24 protein-coding genes are annotated in these 19,409 nt (G+C 64.8%); 11 read left to right on the forward strand and 13 right to left on the reverse strand.

Annotated features, from left to right (window positions below; genetic code table 11):
- The first annotated feature begins 59 nt into the window (after positions 1-59).
- From IVB29_RS29005 to IVB29_RS29015, 3 genes are read left to right on the forward strand one after another with little or no spacing between them, the layout of a single operon-like run.
- Complete coding sequence (locus tag IVB29_RS29005; protein ID WP_247506802.1) at positions 60-395, forward strand: metalloregulator ArsR/SmtB family transcription factor; 336 nt, start codon at positions 60-62, stop codon at positions 393-395.
- On the forward strand, positions 392-853 hold the full coding sequence (locus tag IVB29_RS29010; protein ID WP_247506803.1) for an SRPBCC domain-containing protein: 462 nt from the start codon (positions 392-394) through the stop codon (positions 851-853). The genes IVB29_RS29005 and IVB29_RS29010 overlap by 4 nt, the downstream gene beginning before the upstream one ends.
- Before the next feature lie 12 nt (positions 854-865).
- Complete coding sequence (locus IVB29_RS29015) at positions 866-1,279, forward strand: GFA family protein (protein WP_247506804.1); 414 nt, start codon at positions 866-868, stop codon at positions 1,277-1,279.
- Positions 1,280-1,283: 4 nt separating this feature from the next.
- On the opposite strand, the gene adhP is transcribed toward IVB29_RS29015, so the two are convergent.
- The 11 genes from adhP to IVB29_RS29070 form a co-directional block, all read right to left on the reverse strand.
- Positions 1,284-2,309, reverse strand: a complete 1,026-nt coding sequence (adhP, locus tag IVB29_RS29020) for an alcohol dehydrogenase AdhP (protein ID WP_247506805.1) — start codon at positions 2,307-2,309, stop codon at positions 1,284-1,286.
- Positions 2,310-2,452: 143 nt separating this feature from the next.
- Entirely contained in the window at positions 2,453-2,863 is a 411-nt protein-coding gene (locus tag IVB29_RS29025) for a DUF2000 family protein (protein ID WP_247506806.1), read from the reverse strand.
- Between the two features lie 78 nt (positions 2,864-2,941).
- The gene (locus IVB29_RS29030) at positions 2,942-3,331 is read right to left on the reverse strand and encodes a DUF4189 domain-containing protein (RefSeq protein WP_247506807.1); all 390 of its coding nucleotides are present in this window, start codon (positions 3,329-3,331) and stop codon (positions 2,942-2,944) included.
- Positions 3,332-3,521: 190 nt separating this feature from the next.
- Complete coding sequence (locus IVB29_RS29035) at positions 3,522-5,126, reverse strand: molybdopterin-binding/glycosyltransferase family 2 protein (RefSeq protein ID WP_247506808.1); 1,605 nt, start codon at positions 5,124-5,126, stop codon at positions 3,522-3,524.
- On the reverse strand, positions 5,123-5,824 hold the full coding sequence (locus IVB29_RS29040; RefSeq protein ID WP_247506809.1) for an XdhC family protein: 702 nt from the start codon (positions 5,822-5,824) through the stop codon (positions 5,123-5,125). The genes IVB29_RS29035 and IVB29_RS29040 overlap by 4 nt, the downstream gene beginning before the upstream one ends.
- Before the next feature lie 2 nt (positions 5,825-5,826).
- Complete coding sequence (locus IVB29_RS29045; protein WP_007602422.1) at positions 5,827-6,150, reverse strand: XdhC family protein; 324 nt, start codon at positions 6,148-6,150, stop codon at positions 5,827-5,829.
- A gap of 11 nt (positions 6,151-6,161) precedes the next feature.
- Positions 6,162-7,364, reverse strand: a complete 1,203-nt coding sequence (locus IVB29_RS29050) for a VWA domain-containing protein (protein WP_247506810.1) — start codon at positions 7,362-7,364, stop codon at positions 6,162-6,164.
- Positions 7,365-7,422: 58 nt separating this feature from the next.
- Positions 7,423-8,343: a MoxR family ATPase gene (locus tag IVB29_RS29055; RefSeq protein ID WP_247506811.1), complete on the reverse strand. Its 921-nt coding sequence runs from the start codon at positions 8,341-8,343 to the stop codon at positions 7,423-7,425.
- A gap of 61 nt (positions 8,344-8,404) precedes the next feature.
- Positions 8,405-9,211, reverse strand: coding sequence for a xanthine dehydrogenase family protein subunit M (locus tag IVB29_RS29060; RefSeq protein ID WP_247506812.1), 807 nt, complete (start codon positions 9,209-9,211; stop codon positions 8,405-8,407).
- 33 nt (positions 9,212-9,244) lie between these two features.
- Positions 9,245-9,730, reverse strand: coding sequence for a (2Fe-2S)-binding protein (locus tag IVB29_RS29065; RefSeq protein WP_129268508.1), 486 nt, complete (start codon positions 9,728-9,730; stop codon positions 9,245-9,247).
- Positions 9,731-9,867: 137 nt separating this feature from the next.
- Positions 9,868-10,314 carry a carbon monoxide dehydrogenase subunit G gene (locus IVB29_RS29070; RefSeq protein WP_247506813.1) on the reverse strand — a complete coding sequence of 149 codons (447 nt, stop codon included), beginning with the start codon at positions 10,312-10,314 and terminating at the stop codon, positions 9,868-9,870.
- A 172-nt stretch (positions 10,315-10,486) separates the two neighbouring features.
- On the opposite strand from IVB29_RS29070, the gene IVB29_RS29075 reads away from it, so the two are divergent.
- The 3 genes from IVB29_RS29075 (at position 10,487) to IVB29_RS29085 (ending at position 13,141) form a co-directional block, all read left to right on the forward strand.
- A complete protein-coding gene (locus tag IVB29_RS29075) occupies positions 10,487-11,842 on the forward strand; it encodes a 3-carboxy-cis,cis-muconate cycloisomerase (RefSeq protein ID WP_247506814.1) in 1,356 nt (451 codons plus the stop codon).
- A 19-nt stretch (positions 11,843-11,861) separates the two neighbouring features.
- Complete coding sequence (gene pcaD, locus IVB29_RS29080; protein ID WP_247506815.1) at positions 11,862-12,644, forward strand: 3-oxoadipate enol-lactonase; 783 nt, start codon at positions 11,862-11,864, stop codon at positions 12,642-12,644.
- Positions 12,645-12,748: 104 nt separating this feature from the next.
- Positions 12,749-13,141 (forward strand): carboxymuconolactone decarboxylase family protein, encoded by a 393-nt coding sequence (locus IVB29_RS29085; protein WP_247506816.1) that lies wholly within the window; start codon positions 12,749-12,751, stop codon positions 13,139-13,141.
- On the opposite strand, the gene IVB29_RS29090 is transcribed toward IVB29_RS29085, so the two are convergent.
- Positions 13,103-13,627 (reverse strand): hypothetical protein, encoded by a 525-nt coding sequence (locus IVB29_RS29090; protein WP_247506817.1) that lies wholly within the window; start codon positions 13,625-13,627, stop codon positions 13,103-13,105. The two genes, IVB29_RS29085 and IVB29_RS29090, sit on opposite strands and share 39 nt — an antisense overlap.
- A 200-nt stretch (positions 13,628-13,827) precedes the next feature.
- Positions 13,828-13,998 carry a hypothetical protein gene (locus IVB29_RS29095; protein WP_247506818.1) on the reverse strand — a complete coding sequence of 57 codons (171 nt, stop codon included), beginning with the start codon at positions 13,996-13,998 and terminating at the stop codon, positions 13,828-13,830.
- Positions 13,999-14,289: 291 nt separating this feature from the next.
- On the opposite strand from IVB29_RS29095, the gene IVB29_RS29100 reads away from it, so the two are divergent.
- The 5 genes from IVB29_RS29100 (at position 14,290) to IVB29_RS29120 (ending at position 19,372) form a co-directional block, all read left to right on the forward strand.
- Positions 14,290-15,207, forward strand: coding sequence for a branched-chain amino acid ABC transporter permease LivH (locus tag IVB29_RS29100; protein ID WP_247506819.1), 918 nt, complete (start codon positions 14,290-14,292; stop codon positions 15,205-15,207).
- 11 nt (positions 15,208-15,218) lie between these two features.
- Entirely contained in the window at positions 15,219-16,538 is a 1,320-nt protein-coding gene (livM, locus tag IVB29_RS29105) for a high-affinity branched-chain amino acid ABC transporter permease LivM (protein WP_247506820.1), read from the forward strand.
- Positions 16,535-17,365, forward strand: coding sequence for an ATP-binding cassette domain-containing protein (locus tag IVB29_RS29110; RefSeq protein ID WP_247506821.1), 831 nt, complete (start codon positions 16,535-16,537; stop codon positions 17,363-17,365). Before livM ends, IVB29_RS29110 begins: the two co-directional genes overlap by 4 nt.
- Positions 17,362-18,102 (forward strand): ABC transporter ATP-binding protein, encoded by a 741-nt coding sequence (locus IVB29_RS29115; RefSeq protein WP_247506822.1) that lies wholly within the window; start codon positions 17,362-17,364, stop codon positions 18,100-18,102. Before IVB29_RS29110 ends, IVB29_RS29115 begins: the two co-directional genes overlap by 4 nt.
- A 151-nt stretch (positions 18,103-18,253) precedes the next feature.
- A complete protein-coding gene (locus IVB29_RS29120) occupies positions 18,254-19,372 on the forward strand; it encodes a branched-chain amino acid ABC transporter substrate-binding protein (protein WP_247506823.1) in 1,119 nt (372 codons plus the stop codon).
- Positions 19,373-19,409 lie beyond the last annotated feature (37 nt).

Here is a 19,409-nt window from a genome sequence, read left to right on the forward strand (position 1 = left end):
ACGCAGCGGGAAACTAATTAGTATTGACTAATGCATTAGCTTGCACTAATTGAATTGTCATGATCGAAGTCACCCCAAATCCCATCACCATCGTGATGCGCGCCCTCGCCGATCCGACCCGCCGCGCCGTGTTCGAGCGCGTGTTCGGGAGCGAGGAGATCAGCGTCGCCGAGCTGACGCGCGGCAGCGGCGTCACCCAGGGCGCGATCTCGCAGCACCTGAAATCGCTCAAGCAGGCCGGCCTCGTCGCCGAGCGCGCCGAGGGTCGCAACGTCTATTACCGCGCCGCGCCTGAAGGCCTCGAACCGCTGGTGAGCTGGATGGACCATTACGGCGTGTTCTGGCGTGAGCGCTTCCAGAACCTGCGTGCCCTCCTAGAGGAGATCGATCGGTGAGTGCAGCCGCCTTGAAAGCCGAAACAAAAGACATCGTCATCGACGAGGTGCTCCCGCATGCGCCGGAGACGGTCTGGAAGGTGCTGACAAGTGCGCAACTGATCGCGCGCTGGCTGATGCAGCCGACCGGCTTTGAAGCCGTCGAAGGCAAGGACTTCACGTTCCAGACCAAACCGGGCGGCAACTGGGACGGCGTGATTCATTGCCGGGTCGTCGAAGTCGTGCCTTTCAGGCGCCTCGTCTACGCCTGGAAGGGCGGCGACGCGCGCAACACCGGCTACGGCGCGCCGCTCGATACCGTCGTGACGTGGTCCCTCACCCCGGTCGAGGCCGGCACGCGAATTCAGCTGATTCATGCGGGCTTCGTCCTGCCCAGGAACGAGTCGGCCTACACGGTCATGAGCGGCGGCTGGAAGAAGGTTGTCCGCCAGCTCGACGAAATCAGCGGCGAAGAGTGAGGAGAGTATTCGATGACCAAGCCTTTTACCGGCGGCTGCGCCTGCGGCGCGATCCGCTATGCGATTGCCAGTGAGCCGCTGTTCAGCAATCACTGCCAGTGCCGGGATTGCCAGCGGGAAAGCGGCAGTGGCCACGGCTCCTACATGACCTTCGCGCGCGAAGGCGTCACGGTGACCGGCGAAGCCAAGCATTGGGACATGACCGGTGACAGCGGCAACGTGAAGACGCGCGGCTTCTGCGCGCAGTGCGGCTTGCCGGTCTATCTGACCTTCGCCGCCATGCCCGACATCTTCACCATTCGCGCAGCAAGTCTCGACGAGCCCGCCCGCTACAAGCCGCAGGTTGTGACCTACGCCGCGCGCGGACATGAGTGGGATCACCTCGACCCGAGCTTGCCGAAATTCGCAGGCATGCCGCCGGGGTGAGGCGCTAGCCAAAATCCAGCACCATGCGGCCGTCGATCTTGCCGGCCTTCATCCGCTCGAAGACGTCGTTGATCGCCGCGAGCGGCACTTTGGTCACCTCGGCCTTCACCTTGCCGTCGGTGGCGAATGCGATGGCCTCGTCGAGATCCCTGCGGGTGCCAACGATGGAGCCGCGCACGGTGATGCGCTTGAGCACGACGTCGAAGATCGGTGTCGGGAATTCGCCCGGCGGCAAGCCGACGAGGCTGACGGTGCCCTTGCGCCGTACCATCTTCAGCGCCTGCGCGAACGCGGCGGTCGACACGGCCGTCACCAGCACACCATGAGCCCCGCCTCCAGTTGCGGCCAGGACCTTGTCCACGGAACCGGCCGCGAGCGCGTTTACTGCGAGATCGGCGCCGGTCTCGCGGGCAAGCGCAAGCTTGTCCTCGGCGATATCGAGGGCGACGACCTTGAGCCCCATCGCCTTGGCATATTGAATCGCGACATGGCCGAGCCCGCCGACGCCCGAGATCACGACCCACTCGCCGGGCCGCGCCTCGGTCTCCTTCAGGCCCTTGTAGGTAGTCACGCCGGCACACAGGATCGGCGCAACCGCGGCGAAATCGATCGTCGCCGGCAGCTTTGCCGCGAAAGCGGCTGAAGCAATGACATATTCGGCAAAGCCGCCATTCACGCTGTAGCCGGTGTTGTGCTGGTGCTCGCACAGCGTCTCCCAGCCAGTCTCGCAATATTCGCAAGACATGCAGGCATCATGTAGCCAAGCGACGCCGACGGCATCGCCGACCTTCAGATTTTTCACGCCCGGCCCGAGCGCGGCAACGATGCCGGCAACCTCATGGCCGGGAATGAAAGGCGGAACCGGCTTCACCGGCCAGTCGCCGGAGGCCGCGTGCAGATCGGTGTGACAGACGCCGCAGGCTTTCACCTTGACGAGGACCTCGCCGGGACCGGGCTGCGGCACCGGCACGTCCTCGATCACCAGCGGCTTGCCGAACTGTCTAACGATGGCGGCTTTCATGGTCGGCATGTGTCTGCTCCTTTGCATTGCAAGGACAGACTAACGACACCCGGACGGCTCTCCTTGATTGGAGTCAAGGAGCCCAATGTTTGCGCAGGGAATGCATCACGACAGCGAGATGACAGCAACTCCGCCGCAAGCGGCGACGAGCATCAACTGTGAAACTTCAAGCCATCGACAATTTTGTCGATCACCTTGCGCTCGGCGCGCATCGCGATGCCGACGAGATTGAGGTCAGTGCGCGCCACCGCCCTCACCGCCTCGCGATTGGCGGCGTCATGCGTGGTCTTGAACATGTCCTCGGTATAGACCGCCGGCTTGACGTTGCGCGTCAGCGCCCGGTCGAGCGCGCGGGACAGCGCTGCACCGTCGGCGCCGTAGATCAGGATCGGCTGGCCGATCAGCGAGAGATACTTTGTGCCGGAGGCATCTTCATACGCCTCGCCTATGCAGTCGGGAAACGCAGCGGCGATGCCGCTGGTGAGAAAGGCCGCGACGTTGAGCTTCTGCCAGGCCTGAAGATCAGTGCGGATCACGACGGCGATCTTGGTGTCGAACTGCATGCAATTCCCCGATTGTCATTCCTTGCGATGCTACGCATCGCCCCGGAATGACAGCAAGAGGAATCAGCGCTCGAAGGATCAGCCCTTGGCGTCGCAGGCCCAGGCGCGGATCACGCATTCCTTGCCGCCGTATTTGTAGCATTCGCGCGTGGCGGCGTTGAGCGTGGCGGAGATCTTCGGCTTGACGGCATAGCCATAGGCGCCGCAAGGATTGGACAGATCGACCGACATCGCGGCGCAGGCGCGCTTCATCGTCACGGTCGTGCAATCGCCCTTGCACTGCTTCTGCGCCGCGGCCCGGGCCTCGTGCTCGGCGCCGTAGTCGAAGGCCTGGCCATAGGCCCCGCATTTGCCAACCGCAATGGCGCCGGCGGCATGCGCATCCGTGATGTGGCGGGCGCCCGCGATACAGACGGACAGCACAAAGAAAAACATCGCGCAACGGCGCGCGACGACGTTCGAAGTCATGGAAAAACCCCTCCCCCAAGGCAGGTGAAGGTGACTGTAAGCCGGTGGTCGTTTCCAGATGGTGAACGGGGGATTGAAATCGGCGACTTGGGAGATGCCGTAGGGTGGGCAAAGGCTCGAAGCGCCGTGCCCACCATCTATCCACTATCGAAAATTGGTGGGCACGCTTCGCTTTGCCCACCCTACGGCGCTATCCGCGCCTTGCCGCTTCCAAGGCCTGCGGCGTGTCGATGTCGAGGAACGCGCTTTCGCCGTCGACGGGCACTTCGGCCACCGCCTCGGTGTGCTTGGCAATCAAATGCCGCGCACCGATGTCGCCGTCGAGCGTCATCAACTCCCTGAAGAAGCGGCGTGACCATAGCACGGGATTGCCGCGGCGGCCTTCACTGACGGGCACGACGATGAGATTGCCGCGGTCCGGCGCAAAGCCGTCGATGAGACGGTCGATCAAGCCCGCGTCGATCAGCGGCATGTCGCCGAGACAAACCACGGCGCCGTCGCTAGCTTCGGACACGGCCGCGATGCCTGATTTGACCGAGCTTGCGATGCCGCCGGCGAAATCCGGGTTTTTGACGAAACGCACCTTCAGGCCTTGCAGCGCTTGCTCGACCAGCTCGGTCTGATGACCGGTGACGACGATCACCTCGGAGGCCTTCGAGGCTAGCGCCTGCTCGGTCGCGATCCGCACCAGCTTCTTGCCGTCGAGCTCGGCGAGCAGCTTGTTCGGTCCGCCCATCCGGGTCGAGCGTCCCGCCGCGAGCACGATGGCCGCGATATGGCTGTTGCCCTCGATCTCCGGCTCGGCGCGCGGCTGCGGCCGCGTCACGATCTCCATGAGAAGTCCGCCGACGCCCATGCCCATCAGCTCGGAACGCGTGACTTTGATACCGGCGAGCAGCCGCATCAGCACCCAATCAAACCCGTTCTCGACTGGCGAGCGCGCGCAGCCCGGCGCGCCCAGCACCGGCACGCCGCCGGCGCGCGCGATCAGCAGGAGATTGCCGGGATCGACCGGCATGCCGAAATGCTCGATCTCGCCGCCGATCTCGGTCACGGCCGCCGGGATCACGTCGCGGCGGTCGGCGATCGCGGAGGCCCCGAACACGATCACAAGCTCGGCGCCGAGCGCGAGCAATTCCTTGATCGCCGCCGACAGCGCGCGTTCGTCGTGCTGAACCCGCCGCTCGGCGATGATCTTGGCGCCGGCCGGTTCGAGCCGATCGGCCGTGACGCGCAGCGTCTTGTCGACCACCTTGGAGGACAGGCCCGGCAGCAGCGTCGAGACGATACCGACGCGCTTGATCGTGTAAGGCGCGATCTTCAGGACATCCTTGCCGGCCGCCATCACCGCGGCATCGCGCAGATTTCCTTCGACGCCGAACGGGATGATCTTGACGGTCCCGACCATCTCGCCCTCGACCACCGGCTTGTAGGCGGTGAGCGTGGCGAACGTGATGGCCTCGTCGATATTGTTGATGCGGTCGACCGCGGCGCGGTCGATCACCAGCACGCCCGGGCGCGCGGCGAACAGATTGGCGCGGCCGGTGAATGCGCGCTCGACATGGATGCCCTCGCCGCCGACGGCGAGCGCGATGCTGGCGGCTGCGACGTCCTCGGAGACGTCGCCCTCTTCCATCCGCACCACCACGACGTCCTTGATGCCGGCGCGCTCCAGCGCATCGACCTCGGCAGGGCCAATCGTCGTGCCTTTCTTCAGCACCAGCGCACCCTGACGCAGGGTGTGGACGGTCACCCCGCCGATCGCATCCTTGGGGCTCGCCGGTCCGAATTTCATGCCGCTTCTTCTTTTTCTTTGGGCGGTAGCCGAAGCACCGCCGTGATCTCGGCCATGATCGACACCGCGATCTCGGACGGCGAGACCGCGCCGATCGCGAGCCCAATTGGCGCATGGATGCGCGCGATGTCGGTATCCTTCGCGCCCTGCGCCCGCAGCCGGTCGCCGCGCTTGGCGTGCGTTTTCCGCGAGCCGAGCGCGCCGATATAGAAACAATTGCGCTCGAAAGCGTGCAGCAGCGCGGGATCGTCGATCTTGGGATCGTGCGTCACCGCGACGAAAGCCGTGTAGGCATCGACGTTGAGCGGCGGCAGCGCCGTGTCGGGCCATTCGGCAACCAGGGGAATGTCGGGAAAGCGCTCCGGGCTCGCAAAGGCCGTGCGCGGGTCGACCACGGTGACGTCATAACCGAGCGAACGCGCCAGCGGCGCCAGGGCCTGGCTGATATGGACCGCCCCGACGATGACGAGCTTTGCGGTCGGCGCGTAGACGTTGAGGAACAGCTTCTTGCCGCCGGCCTCGACATTGCCGCTCTTGCCCATGCGAAGCTGCTTGTCGAGTTCGGCGCGCAGCGGGTCCTTGGCGAAATCCGCTGATTTCACCAGGCGCTGCTCGCCGTTCTCGGTGTCGGTGACCAGGATCGCCGGGCGGCGCGCGGCGCGCTCGGCGTTGAGTTCGTGCAAAATTGCGAGCTTCACGGCTAGCCGACCTTCTCGACGAAGACGCGGATGGTGCCGCCGCAAGACAGCCCGACATTCCAGGCGGTCTCGTCGGCGACGCCGAATTCCAGCATCCTCGGCTTGCCACTCTGGATCACGTCCATGGCCTCGGTGACCACGGCGCCCTCGACGCAGCCGCCGGAGACCGACCCTAAGAACGTGCCCTCGTCGTTGATGACGAGGCTCGAGCCCGCCGGGCGCGGCGCCGAGCCCCAGGTCTCCACGACAGTCGCCAGCGCGACGCCACGGCCGGCCTTTTGCCAGTCCTCCGCCGCCTTCAGAATATCCTCGTCGCGATCGAGCATGGCTTTGCCTCTCAGGCTGCGGAGCGGATCAGGCTGCGGTGATGCGGCGGCAGCGGCCGGGAGAGCGTGCTGATCAGCTCGTGAATTGAACTCAAATTATGCACGGGACGGAATTCGTCAACGTGCGGGAGCATCATTTTGATGCCCTGCGCCTTGGCCTCGAAGCCGCCGAACCGCAGCAGCGGGTTGAGCCAGATCAGCCGCCGGCAGGAACGGTGCAGCCGGTCCATCTCGAAGGCGAGCTTGGAATCGGCCTCCCGCTCCAGCCCGTCGGAGATCAACAGCACGATGGCGCCCTGGCTCAGCACGCGCCGCGCCCACAATTTGTTGAAGTTGTGCAGCGACGCCGAGATCCGGGTGCCGCCGGCCCAGTCCTCGACCGAGGCCGAGCAGCTCGCCAGCGCCTCGTCAGGGTCCCGCTGGCGCAGCGCGCGGGTGACGTTGGTGAGGCGGGTGCCGAACAGGAACACCGAGACGCGCTTACGGGCGTCGCCGACGGCGTGGAGAAAATGCAGGAACAGGCGGGTGTACTCGCTCATCGAGCCCGAGATATCGAGCAGCGCCACGATCGGCGCCGGTTTCTCGATCCGCCCGAGGCGATGGACGTCGATGATCTCGCCGCCGGTCCGCAGGGAGGCGCGCAGCGTGCGGCGCAGGTCGAGACGAAGCCCGCGCGGATCGGGCCGGTGCCGGCGCGTGAGAAGCTCGGCCTGCGGCAGCCGCATCCGCTCGATCGCGCGGAGCGCTTCGGTGATCTCGGCCGCGCTCATCTGCGCGAAATCCTTCTTCTGAAGGATTTCCTTGTCGGAGACCGACAGGCGCAAATCCTGCTCCTGATGCTGCGGCGTCTCCGTCATGCGCGGCTGCGACATCGCCTCCTGCACGCGGCGGGAGCCTGCCTGCGGCTTCTTCTTGGCCTGCTCCGGCAGCGGCACCGAATCCAGCATGTGCTTCCATTCTTCCGAGGCGCGGAAGAACAGGTTGAAGGCCTGCCTGAAGATCAGCGCATGCTCATGGCGCTTGACGAAGATCGCCTCCAGCGTGGTGAAGACGTCAGCGCGGTTGCCGATGTCGATCACCTGCAGCGCGCTCATGGCGTCGATGACCGCACCCGGCCCGACCGGCATGCCCGCCGAACGCAGCGCGCGGGCGAAGCCGACGATGTTGTCGGCGAACTGCTCGGTCTTGTCGGGCGCGAGGTGGTTGATGGCCATGTCTCAACACTCTCAGTCGTCATTCCGGTTAGCGCTACGTGCGCCCGGGAATGACGAGCTAGTCGCTCGTCGCTTCCTTCAGCACCTTCTGCAGGGTGTCGCCCTGCATGCGGGTGATGTCGTCCTGATACTTGAGCAGCGCGCCCAGCGTATCGCCGACCACCTGCGGGGTCAGCGAGCGGGCGTCGAGCTCCGACAGCGCAGTGGCCCAGTCGATGGTCTCGGCGACGCCAGGGGACTTGTAGAAATCCTGGTTACGCAGCGCCTGCACGAAACGCACGACCTGCTGCGACAGCTTTGCGGAGATGCCGGGTACGCGTGACTTGACGATGGCGAGCTCGCGCTCGGCGGCGGGATAATCGACCCAATGATAGAGACAACGCCGCTTCAGCGCGTCGTGGATCTCGCGGGTGCGATTGGAGGTGATGATGACGATCGGCGGGTGCGGCGCCTTCACGGTGCCGAATTCGGGGATGGTCACCTGGAAGTCGCTGAGGATTTCCAGGAGATACGCCTCGAACGCCTCGTCGGCGCGGTCGAGCTCGTCGATCAGCAGCACCGGTGGTCCCGCAACGTCGGGCTCCAGCGCCTGAAGCAGCGGCCGCTTGATCATGTAGCGGTCGGCAAAAATGTCGCTCGAGAGCTGGTCGCGATCGGTATCGCCGGCGGCTTCCGCCATCCGGATCGCGATCATCTGCGCAGCGCTGTTCCACTCGTAGACGGCTGAGGAAACGTCGAGGCCCTCATAGCACTGGAGGCGGATCAGCTTCCGCCCCAGCGCGGCCGACAACACTTTTGCGATCTCGGTCTTGCCGACGCCGGCCTCGCCCTCGAGAAACAGAGGCCGGCCCATGCGCAGCGACAGGTAGGTCACCGTGGCCAGCGATCGCTCGGCGAGATAACCGCGCGAAGTGAGAAGTTCGAGCATCGCATCGACCGATGCCGGCAGGGCACCGGAAGTATTGGTCGCTGAAGTCATGAAAGACCAGTCTCGTTTATGCCCTCACGGGGCAAGTCTTGTGCCGGGGAGTGAGGTCACCTCACTCCTTGGCGTTGGCGGCATCAAGGGCGCGCCGCGTCAGCACCCCGATGAGATGTGCGCGGTATTCGGCACTGCCGTGGATGTCGCTGTTGAGCCCGTCCGCCGGCACCTCGATGCCTTCGAGAGCCTTCGAAGCAAAACGCTTCTTCAACGCTTCCTCGAACGCTTCGACCCGGAACACGCCATCCGAGCCGGCGCCTGTAACGGCGACGCGCACGTCCGACGGACGTCGCGCCACGAACACGCCGACCAGCGCGTAGCGCGAGGCCTGGTTGCGGAACTTGACGTAGGCGGCCTTCTTCGGCAGCGGGAACATCACTTTGGTGATGATCTCGTCGGCTTCGAGCGCCGTCGTGAACAGCCCCTGGAAATATTCCTCAGCCTTGAGGCGGCGCTTGTTGGTGACGATGGTGGCGCCGAGCGCGAGCACCGCAGCAGGATAGTCCGCGGTCGGATCGTTGTTTGCGAGCGAACCACCGATCGTGCCCTTGTGGCGCACGGCGGGATCGCCGATTCCGCCGGCAAGGCTCGCCAGCGCCGGAATGGCTTCACCGACGATCGCAGAGCCCGCGACCTCGGCATGCTTGGCGGTCGCGCCGATCACCAGCGCGCGGCCCTTCATCTCGATCGTGTTGAGCCCCTCGATATGGGAGAGGTCGACCAGATGCGGGGGGCTGGCGAGACGCTGCTTCATGACGGGAATCAGCGTGTGGCCGCCGGCGACCAGCTTGGCGTCTTCGTTCTTCACCAGAAGGTTGGCGGCCTGCCGCACGGTCCCGGGGCGATGGTATTTGAATTCGTACATCTGAATGTCCTGATCGCGGAATGCGCGCGCGGTTTAGGCGAGGTCGGATTTCGCCATCGCCTTGGCGCCGGCGGAGATCGAGGCGACGATGTTCTGGTAGCCGGTGCAGCGGCAGAGATTGCCTTCCAGCTCCTCGCGGATGGTGTGGTCGTCGAGCTCGTTGCCCTTGCGATGGACGATGTCGATCGCGGTCATGATCATGCCCGGCGTGCAGAAGCCGCACTGCAGGCCATGGTGCTCGCGGAAAGCTTCCTGCATCGGATGCAGCGGCGCACCGTCGGCGGCCAGCCCCTCGATCGTCTTGACCTCATGGCCGTCGGCCATCACCGCCAGCGTGGTGCAGGACTTCACGGCCTTGCCGTCGAGATGCACGACGCAGGCGCCGCACTGCGAGGTGTCGCAGCCGACATGGGTGCCGGTCAGGCGCAGATTTTCACGCAGGAACTGCACCAGGAGGGTGCGGGAATCGACGTTGGCCGTAACAGGATTGCCGTTCACGATGAGGGAGATTTTTGCCATAAGCACTCTCTATCAGCGCCCCGACGGGTCCCGTCGAAGCGGTTCTTTCTTATAATTATTCCAACCTATCATATGGGCCATTATGCCCGGGGGCAACATCGCCCCGGACGCAAGGCGCCATGCCAAAAGGATGGCCTTCAGCCCTGTACAGCCTTGGCGAAGTTCGTGAAAAACTCGTCGCCCAGCTTCTTGGCGGCGCCGTTGATCAGGCGCTGACCGAGCTGCGCCAACTTGCCGCCGATCTGCGCCTCGACCTCATAGGACAAGAGCGTGCCGCCGTCCTTCTCCGCAAGCTTCACCACCGCGCCGCCCTTGGCGAAGCCGGCCACGCCGCCCTCGCCTTCGCCTGATATCTTGTAGCCGTTCGGCGGGTCGAGATCGCTGAGTGTGACCTTGCCCTTGAAGCGCGCCGACACCGGCCCGACCTTCATTTTCGCCGTCGCGCGGAAGCCGCCGTCGTCGGTCTTCTCCAGCTCCTCACAACCGGGGATACAGGCCTTCAGCACCGCGGGATCGTTGAGCTTCTCCCACACGGCCTCGCGCGGAGCCGCAAGCTGGACTTCGCCGTTCATCGTCATGGCCATGGGGGTACCTCCCGGAATGCGTCACTATAATGCTGCTCAAGTAACGCACGGGGGCCGCAAAGGAAAGGGTGCCCCCCGGTCACGTGCAATGCATATTCGCAGCTGCAAAAAGTCTTGTGCGGACGGTTTGGGATTGGCACAGCCGGGGCATGGTGATTAGGTCGCGCACAACATGAGCACAGCCCTCTCCCCCCTGCTCGCGCCGATGCTGTCGAGCGCGGCCATGCGCGCCGCCTGCGACGACCGGTCCACCCTCCAGAACATGCTCGATTTCGAGGCAGCTCTGGCACGAGCTGAGGCCGCCACGGACGTGATTCCCGCGTCCGCCGTGGGGCCGATCGAAGCCGCCTGCAAGGCCGATGCCTTCGACATGGCAGCCCTGGCCGAGGCCGCGACACGATCCGGCAACCTCGCGATTCCCCTGGTCAAGATGCTGACCGCCGATGTCGGCAAGGCCGATGCGGAGGCGGCGCGCTACGTGCATTGGGGCGCAACCAGCCAGGACGTCATTGACACCGCGACCATGCTGACGCTGCGCGCCGGGATCGATGCGCTGGACGCCGACCTCAGCCGCGCCATCAAGGGTTTTGCCGCGCTGGCGCGCAACCACCGCAACACCGCGATGGTGGCACGGACCTGGCTCCAGCACGCGCTGCCGATGCCGTTCGGCCTGAAGGCCGCCGAATATGCCGCGAGTCTCGCCCGTTCCCGCTGCCGCCTGCGCCGGCTCGCCCGTGAGGGTCTCGCGCTGCAATTCGGTGGCGCCGCCGGCACGCTCGCCGCGCTCGGCGACAAAGGGCTCGCGGTGGCCGAACGGCTGGCGCAGGAGCTGAAGCTGCAACTGCCGGAAGCGCCCTGGCACACCCATCGCGACCGGATCGCCGAAGCTGCATCGTGTTTCGCGATTCTCGCCGGAAGTTGCGGCAAGATCGCCCGCGACGTATCGCTGATGATGCAGACCGATGTCGGCGAAGCCTTCGAGCCCGCCGGCGAAGGCCGCGGCGGCTCCTCGACCATGCCGCACAAGCGCAACCCGGTCGCCGCCGCAAGCGCCCTTGGGTGCGCGACCATGGCGCCGCAGCTCGCCGCCACGATTTTTGCCGCACAGGTGCAGGACCACGAGCGCAGCGCCGGTCCCTGGCACGCGGAATGGCCGACGCTGCCGCAACTGATGCTGGTCACCTCGGGCGCGCTCGCGGCGATCGTCGATATCGCCGAGGGCCTGGAAGTCGACGCCGCGCGCATGCGCAGCAATCTCGATGCGACGCATGGGCTGATCATGGCGGAAGCTGTGACCTTTGCGCTGGCCGACAGGATCGGCAAGAGCGACGCGCATCATCTGATCGAGGCCGCCAGCAAGCGCGCGGTCGCCGAGAAGAAGCATCTGCGCGAGGTGCTGTCGGCCGATTCGCAGGTCACGGCGCATCTGACGCCGGAAAAAATTGCGGCATTGTTCGAGCCGATGGCCTATCAAGGGGCTTCCCAAGCCCTGATCGACCGGCTGCTCGACAGCCTCGACCGCGAATAAGATACGACGGAGACGCCGCATGCCCATGATCGATGCCGACGGTTGCCTCATCAACGTCTCCGTCGAAGGCCGCGACGGCGGGCCGACCTTGATGCTCTCCAACTCGCTCGGCTGCACGCTGCAGATGTGGGAACCGCAGATGAAGGCACTGACGCAGATATTCCGCGTCATCCGCTACGATCGCCGCGGCCATGGCAAATCCAACGTGCCGCCCGCGCCCTATACGCTGGAGCGCTTTGGCCGCGACGTGCTGGCGATCCTCGACGATCTCAACATCGAGAAAGTGCATTGGTGCGGCCTGTCGATGGGCGGCATGGTCGGGCAATGGCTGGGCGCGAACGCCCCGGAGCGCTTCGGCAAGCTGATCCTCGCCAACACCTCCTGCTATTATGCCGAGCCGACCAAATGGCTGGAGCGCATCGACGCGGTGAAGAAGGGCGGCATCGCGGCGGTCGCCGATGCTGTGATCGCGGGCTGGCTGACCCAGGATTTTCGCGAGCGCGAGCCTGACATCACCGCGAAGATGAAGTCGATGCTGCTTGCAACGCCTGTCGAAGGATACCTCGCCTGCTGCGAGGCCCTGTCGACCCTCGACCAGCGCGCGCTGCTGCCTGAGATCAAGAGCCCCACGCTGGTGATCGCCGGCCGCCACGACATGGCGACGCCGATCTCGGCGGGCGAGCTGATCCGCTCGAACATTCCCGGCGCCAGCATGACCATCATCGACGCCGCCCACATTTCCAATGTCGAGCAGCCGCACGCGTTCACCGACGCGGTGGTGGGCTTTCTGACACAGCGTTGATCTCACAGTTCGTCATTGCGAGCGCAGCAAAGCAACCCAGACTGCCTCCGCGGAAAGATTCTGGATTGCTTCGCTACGCTCGCAATGACGAAGGAGGATAGAGAATGGACGACCAGAAGCGCCGCGATGCCGGCATGGATGTACGCCGAAAAGTGCTGGGCAATGCCTGGGTCGACAAGTCGATCGCGAACCGCAACGCGTTCAACACGGACTTCCAGGACATGATCACCCGCTACGCCTGGGGCGAGGTCTGGACGCGGCCGCATTTCGACGAGCGTACGCGGCGGGTGCTGGTGATCGGCACCATGGTCGCACTCGGGCAATGGGACGAGTTCCGCCTGCATGTGCGCGCGGCGCTCGCCGAGGGCGGCTTCACCCCCGACGACATCAAGGAAATTTTGTTGCAGCAGGCGATCTATTGCGGCGTGCCGGCGGCGAACCACGCCGTCAAGGAAGCCTCAGCTCTTGTGCAGGAGCTCGGCCTGCTCAAGAGCTAGCGGCGGAGTTGCCTCGACGGTCTTCGGTGCGGCGTCAGGTCGTTCGATCACCACCACGATGGCAGCACCGAGCAGCAGCAGCAGCTCGGTGGCGTGCAGCCGCAACGCGGCCATCTCGCCGACCTTGGAGGCCATCACCATGCTCGCGAACGAGATGATGCTGCCGATCGCGAGCGCGATCCCGAGCGCTTCGTCGCTGCCGCTATTCTTGCGGATTCGCGGAATGCACAGCAGCGCGAGATAGATCGCAAAGAACGCAACGACAGTCAGTCGGCCCAGCGCCAGCAGCCATGCGGCACGCACCGTGTCCATCCCCGCCATCTGAAGATTGTCGCTCAGGAACAGCGCCACCGCGACGCTCGGCCGCTCATAGAGGCCGTGCACCGGCGCCACCATGATGTTGAAGGCGACCAGCGTCCAGGCCGGGATGAAATAGGCCGCCAGCAGCGCGCCGTTGACCGAGCCGATCCGCCAATTCCTGAACATGCCGCTTCCCGCTTCGCCTGCCACGCGCCTTCAATGGGAAGGCTTTGCGGGGAGCTAACTCGCATCAGCCTGTGGCGGCAATTTAAACCCTTTGTTTACCTTAACCGGGCCGCCGGGTGGCGCGGCTAACGAAGAAAGCCCCGCTTGCGGCGGGGCCTTCTTCACTCACCTTTGTTCTAGTTTGTTCTTGGCTCGCAAATCTACTTGTGGTCCTGCCCGCGCTGGCCGGACTTGCCACCCTGCTGCTGGCCGGGCTTGTCGCCCTGGCGCTGCTGATCCTGCTGCTGCTGGCTGGGTTTCTGGCCGCCGCCCTGCTGCTGACCCGGGTTCTGGCCCTGTTGGCCCGGATTCTGGTTTTGCTGGTTCGTCATGTCGGGAAGCTCCCTTGTTGGACGTCAGGGGAGAAACAACGGCGGGCATCCATCTTGGTTGCTATCGGGAACCAGGTTCCTCGCACCTGCGGAACCCGGTCGTGACATCCGTAGCGGAAATGACCTCTGTACAAGCTCTTATGCCGAGGCCAGCCCAGTTGCAGCCGCCAGTTCCCTCCTGTTACAAAACGGGAAGAATGCTTAGGGGCTGCCGGGGCCCGCGAAGAAACTCAAAGCACCTTCACTCGAAAAGCTCCCTTTGAGCCGCGTCAGGTTTGGTAACGGCAGCCCATGGATTATTTCGCCCAGCAGCTCATCAACGGTCTCGTTCTAGGCTCCATCTACGGCCTGATCGCGATCGGTTACACGATGGTCTACGGCATCGTCGGCATGATCAACTTCGCCCATGGCGATATCTTCATGATCGGCGGCTTCATCGCCCTGATCACCTTTCTCATCCTGGTCTCGCTTGGCCTGACCGCGATCCCGGTGATCCTGCTCATCGTGCTGCTGGTGTCGATGGCGATCACCGCGCTCTATGGCTGGACCATCGAGCGCGTTGCCTACCGGCCGTTGCGACACTCCTTCCGCCTGGCCCCGATGCTGTCGGCGATCGGGATGTCGTTCGTGCTGACCAATTACTCGCAGGTCGCGCAGGGCGCCCGCGTCAAGCCGATCCCGCCCCTCGTCACCGGTGGCTACACGCTACATGAGAGCGCGGACGGCTTCGTGATCCGGCTCTCCAATGTCCAGATCCTGGTCGTCATCACCACGATCGTGCTGCTGGCGATCTTCACCTGGCTGGTCTCGCGCACAAGGCTCGGGCGCGACATGCGCGCCTGCGAGCAGGACCAGACCATGGCGGCGCTGCTCGGGGTCGACGTCGACCGCACCATCTCCATGACCTTCGTGATCGGCGCGGCGCTCGCCGCCGTCGCAGGCCTGATGTACCTGCTCTATTACGGCCTCGTCGATTTCTTCATGGGCTTCGTCGCGGGCATCAAGGCGTTCACCGCGGCCGTGCTCGGCGGAATCGGCTCGCTGCCGGGCGCCATGCTCGGCGGTCTTGCGATCGGCCTGATCGAGACGTTCTGGTCGGCCTATTTCTCGGTCGAGTACAAGGATGTCGCGGCGTTCTCGATCCTGATCGTCGTGCTGATCTTCATGCCGACCGGCCTGCTCGGCCGTCCCGAAGTCGAAAAAGTGTGACGGACCGCCGCGTGACAGCTCACTCGACCAATACGGCCAAACCTGCAACGGGCATTCCCGCGCTCCTCAAATCCGCCTTCGTCAACGCACTGATCGCGCTGGTGCTGTTCTCGCTGATGATCGGCATCCGCACCGAGGCGGGCTCCGACGGTCAGCTCACCTACTGGACGCGCTTCGGCGAGCTCGCCTCGCTCGTCGCCGCCGTCTTCGGCGGCTCGATCGTGATCGATCTCCTGCGGCAATGGATCGGCCCGACCGGCACTGAGAAGCTCATTCCGCCGGCGGTGCAAACCGGAATGTCATTCGTCGGCCGCTATCTCGCGCCGGCGCTCCTGATCTTCACGCTGCTGGTGCCTGTCATCTTCTATGACCAGCGCTACATCCTCGATCTCGCGATCCTCGTGCTCACCTATGTGATGCTGGGCTGGGGCCTCAACGTCGTGGTCGGGCTCGCGGGCCTGCTCGATCTCGGCTACGTTGCCTTCTATGCGGTCGGCGCCTATTCCTACGCGCTGCTCGCCACCAATTTCGGCTGGTCGTTCTGGGTCTGCCTGCCGCTTGCCGGCATCCTCGCCGCGTTCTGGGGCGTGCTGCTCGGCTTCCCCGTGCTGCGCCTGCGCGGCGACTACCTCGCCATCGTGACGCTCGCCTTCGGCGAGATCATCCGCCTCGTCATCATCAACTGGCAGGAACTCACCGGCGGCCCCAACGGCGTCTCCAGCATTCCGCGCCCCTCATTCTTCGGTATCCCGCTCGACAACAGCGATAACGGGCTCGCGGCAAAACTCGGCATCGAGTACTCGCCGACCCACCGCATCGTCTTCCTGTTCTATCTGATCCTGGCGCTTGCCCTCCTCACCAACTGGGTGACGATCCGGCTGCGCCGCCTGCCGATCGGACGGGCCTGGGAAGCCTTGCGCGAGGACGAGGTCGCCTGCCGCGCGCTCGGCATCAACACCACCACCACAAAACTCACCGCGTTCGCGACGGGTGCCATGTTCGGCGGCTTTGCCGGCGCGTTCTTTGCGACGCGCCAAGGCTTCATCAGTCCTGAGTCCTTCACCTTCCAGGAATCGGCGCTGGTGCTTGCGATCGTCGTGCTCGGCGGCATGGGCTCGCAGCTCGGCGTCGCGCTCGCAGCGCTTTCCATGATCGGCGGCTTCGAGCTGTTCCGCAGCCTCGAAACCTACCGCATGCTGGTGTTCGGCATGGCCATGGTGCTGATCATGATCTGGCGGCCGCGCGGCCTGATCGGCCATCGCGCGCCGACGGTGTACCTGACCAAAGCGCAGGCGATCTCCTCCGACCTCGTCAAGGAAGGGCACGGATGAGCGGCGACACAATTCTCAGCGTCGACCGGCTGACCATGCGCTTCGGCGGCATCGTCGCCGTGCAGGACATGTCGCTCGCGGCCGAGCGGAAGAAGATCACCGCGCTGATCGGGCCGAACGGCGCCGGCAAGACCACCGTCTTCAACTGCATCACCGGCTTCTACAAGCCGAGCGGCGGCACCATTCGTCTCACCCATGACGGAGGCAGGGTGATCGCGCTGGAGCGGCTCAACGATTTCCGCATCGCCAAGCAGGCCAAGGTCGCGCGCACCTTCCAGAACATCCGCCTGTTTCCGGGCATGACCGCGCTGGAAAATTTGATGGTGGCGCAGCACAACGCGCTGATGCGTGCTTCCGGCTTCACGTTCCTGGGCCTCGTCGGTGCGCCGGTCTATCGCGATGCCGAGAAGCACGCGATTGGTCTGGCCACCGACTGGCTCAAACGGATCAACCTGCTCGACCGCGCCGACGATGCCGCCGGCAATCTCGCCTATGGCGACCAGCGCCGGCTCGAGATCGCGCGCGCGATGTGCACCGAGCCCGCACTTCTGTGCCTGGACGAACCCGCCGCCGGCCTCAATGCCCGCGAAAGCGCGGCGTTGAGCGAGCTTCTGCTCTCGATCCGTAACGACGGCACCTCGATCCTGCTGATCGAGCACGACATGTCGGTGGTGATGGAAATCTCCGACCACATCGTGGTGATGGACCATGGCGTGAAGATCGCGGAAGGCTCCCCGCGCGAGGTGCGCGACGATCCCAAGGTGATCGCAGCCTATCTCGGCACCGACGAGGACGAAGCCGTGGCCGTGATGGAGAGCGGGTCGTGACGTCCCCCACTCCCCTGCTTGCGATCCGCGGCCTTCGCGCCGCCTACGGCAAGATCGAGGCGCTGAAGGGCGTCGACGTCGAGATCAATGCCGGCGAGATCGTGGCGCTGATCGGGGCCAACGGCGCCGGCAAATCGACGCTGATGATGACGATCTTCGGCAAGCCGCGCGCCCGCTCCGGTCAGATCCTGTACGAAGGCCGCGACATCACCGACGTTCCCACCCACGAGATCGCGCATTTGCGCATCGCGCAGTCGCCGGAGGGGAGGCGCATCTTCCCGCGCATGAGCGTGGCGGAGAACCTCCAGATGGGGGCGGATGCTACCGAGTGCACGGATACGGAACGCGACGCGACGCTCCAGCGCGTGTTCTCGCTGTTTCCGCGCCTGAAGGAGCGCTACGCCCAGCGCGGCGGAACGCTGTCCGGCGGCGAGCAGCAGATGCTGGCGATCGGCCGCGCCTTGATGAGCCGCCCGCGGCTGCTCCTGCTGGACGAGCCCTCGCTCGGGCTGGCGCCACTGATCGCCCGCCAGATTTTCGACGCGATTCGCACCCTGAACCGGCAGGACGGCCTGACCGTGCTGATCGTCGAACAGAACGCCAACCATGCGCTCAAGCTCGCCCATCGCGGCTACGTCATGGTCAACGGCCTGATCACGCTGGCGGGCACCGGCGCCGAGTTGTTGCAGCGCCCCGAAATTCGCGCCGCCTATCTGGAAGGCGGCCGGCACGGCTGAGACGGGCCATGTGCGGCCGAATGTGGCGAGATATCTCCGCCAATGCCCGTATTTTGCCGGTGACTTCTCCCAGGATTCATTCAAGAATGGCGCCGGTTTGAACCGGGCCCAGCCCGGCAACGTCCACAGGCGACCACCCTCGAGGTATCTCATGAAATCACTGAAGCTCATCGGTCTGGCATTCGGCGCATCGCTCGCGCTCTCGAGCGCGGCGTTCGCGCAGGATGTCACCGTCGCAGTCGCAGGTCCGATGACCGGCGGCGAGTCCGCTTTCGGCCGCCAGATGAAGAACGGCGCCGAGATGGCCGTGGCTGACATCAACGCCGCCGGCGGCGTCAACGGCAAGAAGCTCGCGCTCGACGTCGAGGACGATGCCTGCGATCCGAAGCAGGCGCGCTCGGTCGCGGAAAAGATCGCCAGCGCGAAGATGCCGTTCGTCGCCGGGCACTATTGCTCGTCGTCGTCGATCCCGGCCTCCGAAGCCTATGCCGACGGCAACGTGCTCCAGATTACCCCCGCCTCCACCAATCCGAAGTTCACCGATAGCGGACTGTGGAACGTGGCGCGCGTCTGCGGTCGCGACGACCAGCAGGGCCTGGTCGCGGCGCAGTACATTGCCAAGAACTTCAAAGGCAAGAACATCGCGATTCTCGACGACAAGACCACTTACGGCAAGGGCCTCGCCGACGAGACCAAGAAAGCTCTCGCCAAGGCCGGCGTCACCGTGAAGCTCTCCGAGTCCTACAACAAGGGCGACAAGGACTTCAACGCGATCGTATCGCGCCTGAAGCGTGACAACATCGACCTCGTCTATGTCGGTGGCTACCACCAGGAGAGCGGTCTGATCCTGCGCCAGATGCGCGACCAGGGCCTCAAGACGATCCTGATGGCCGGCGATGCGCTCGCCGACAAGGAGTACGCCTCCATCACCGGCCCGGCGGGCGAAGGCACGCTGTTCACCTTCGGCCCCGATCCGCGCAACAAGCCGACCGCCAAGAAGATCGTCGACGCCTTCAAGGCCAAGAACATCGATCCCGAGGGCTACACGCTCTACACCTACGCGGCGATGCAGGTGTGGTCGCAGGCGGTGAAGAAGGCCGGCACCACCGACGCCAAGAAGGTCATGGCGGCGATCAAGGCCGGCAAGTGGGACACCGTGATCGGCCCGATCGAGTATGACGCCAAGGGCGACATCAAGCAGCTCGACTATGTCGTCTACAAGTGGGACGCCAAGGGCGGCTACACCGAGATCAAAGGCAACGGCACCTGAGACAGACAGGCTGTCCTTTTAACCGGATCGCCGTTTA

Source organism: Bradyrhizobium sp. 1, assembly GCF_023073315.1.
GTDB lineage: Bacteria > Pseudomonadota > Alphaproteobacteria > Rhizobiales > Xanthobacteraceae > Bradyrhizobium.

Coding starts and splice junctions, on each gene's coding strand:
- IVB29_RS29005 (WP_247506802.1), top strand. CDS start 60: ATGATCGAAGTCACCCCAAATCCCATCACCATCGTGATGCGCGCCCTC.
- IVB29_RS29015 (WP_247506804.1), top strand. CDS start 866: ATGACCAAGCCTTTTACCGGCGGCTGCGCCTGCGGCGCGATCCGCTAT.
- adhP (WP_247506805.1), bottom strand. CDS start 2,309: ATGCCGACCATGAAAGCCGCCATCGTTAGACAGTTCGGCAAGCCGCTG.
- IVB29_RS29025 (WP_247506806.1), bottom strand. CDS start 2,863: ATGCAGTTCGACACCAAGATCGCCGTCGTGATCCGCACTGATCTTCAG.
- IVB29_RS29030 (WP_247506807.1), bottom strand. CDS start 3,331: ATGACTTCGAACGTCGTCGCGCGCCGTTGCGCGATGTTTTTCTTTGTG.
- IVB29_RS29035 (WP_247506808.1), bottom strand. CDS start 5,126: ATGAAATTCGGACCGGCGAGCCCCAAGGATGCGATCGGCGGGGTGACC.
- IVB29_RS29045 (WP_007602422.1), bottom strand. CDS start 6,150: ATGCTCGATCGCGACGAGGATATTCTGAAGGCGGCGGAGGACTGGCAA.
- IVB29_RS29050 (WP_247506810.1), bottom strand. CDS start 7,364: ATGGCCATCAACCACCTCGCGCCCGACAAGACCGAGCAGTTCGCCGAC.
- IVB29_RS29055 (WP_247506811.1), bottom strand. CDS start 8,343: ATGACTTCAGCGACCAATACTTCCGGTGCCCTGCCGGCATCGGTCGAT.
- IVB29_RS29060 (WP_247506812.1), bottom strand. CDS start 9,211: ATGTACGAATTCAAATACCATCGCCCCGGGACCGTGCGGCAGGCCGCC.
- IVB29_RS29065 (WP_129268508.1), bottom strand. CDS start 9,730: ATGGCAAAAATCTCCCTCATCGTGAACGGCAATCCTGTTACGGCCAAC.
- IVB29_RS29070 (WP_247506813.1), bottom strand. CDS start 10,314: ATGGCCATGACGATGAACGGCGAAGTCCAGCTTGCGGCTCCGCGCGAG.
- IVB29_RS29075 (WP_247506814.1), top strand. CDS start 10,487: ATGAGCACAGCCCTCTCCCCCCTGCTCGCGCCGATGCTGTCGAGCGCG.
- pcaD (WP_247506815.1), top strand. CDS start 11,862: ATGCCCATGATCGATGCCGACGGTTGCCTCATCAACGTCTCCGTCGAA.
- IVB29_RS29085 (WP_247506816.1), top strand. CDS start 12,749: ATGGACGACCAGAAGCGCCGCGATGCCGGCATGGATGTACGCCGAAAA.
- IVB29_RS29090 (WP_247506817.1), bottom strand. CDS start 13,627: ATGTTCAGGAATTGGCGGATCGGCTCGGTCAACGGCGCGCTGCTGGCG.
- IVB29_RS29095 (WP_247506818.1), bottom strand. CDS start 13,998: ATGACGAACCAGCAAAACCAGAATCCGGGCCAACAGGGCCAGAACCCG.
- IVB29_RS29100 (WP_247506819.1), top strand. CDS start 14,290: ATGGATTATTTCGCCCAGCAGCTCATCAACGGTCTCGTTCTAGGCTCC.
- IVB29_RS29110 (WP_247506821.1), top strand. CDS start 16,535: ATGAGCGGCGACACAATTCTCAGCGTCGACCGGCTGACCATGCGCTTC.
- IVB29_RS29120 (WP_247506823.1), top strand. CDS start 18,254: ATGAAATCACTGAAGCTCATCGGTCTGGCATTCGGCGCATCGCTCGCG.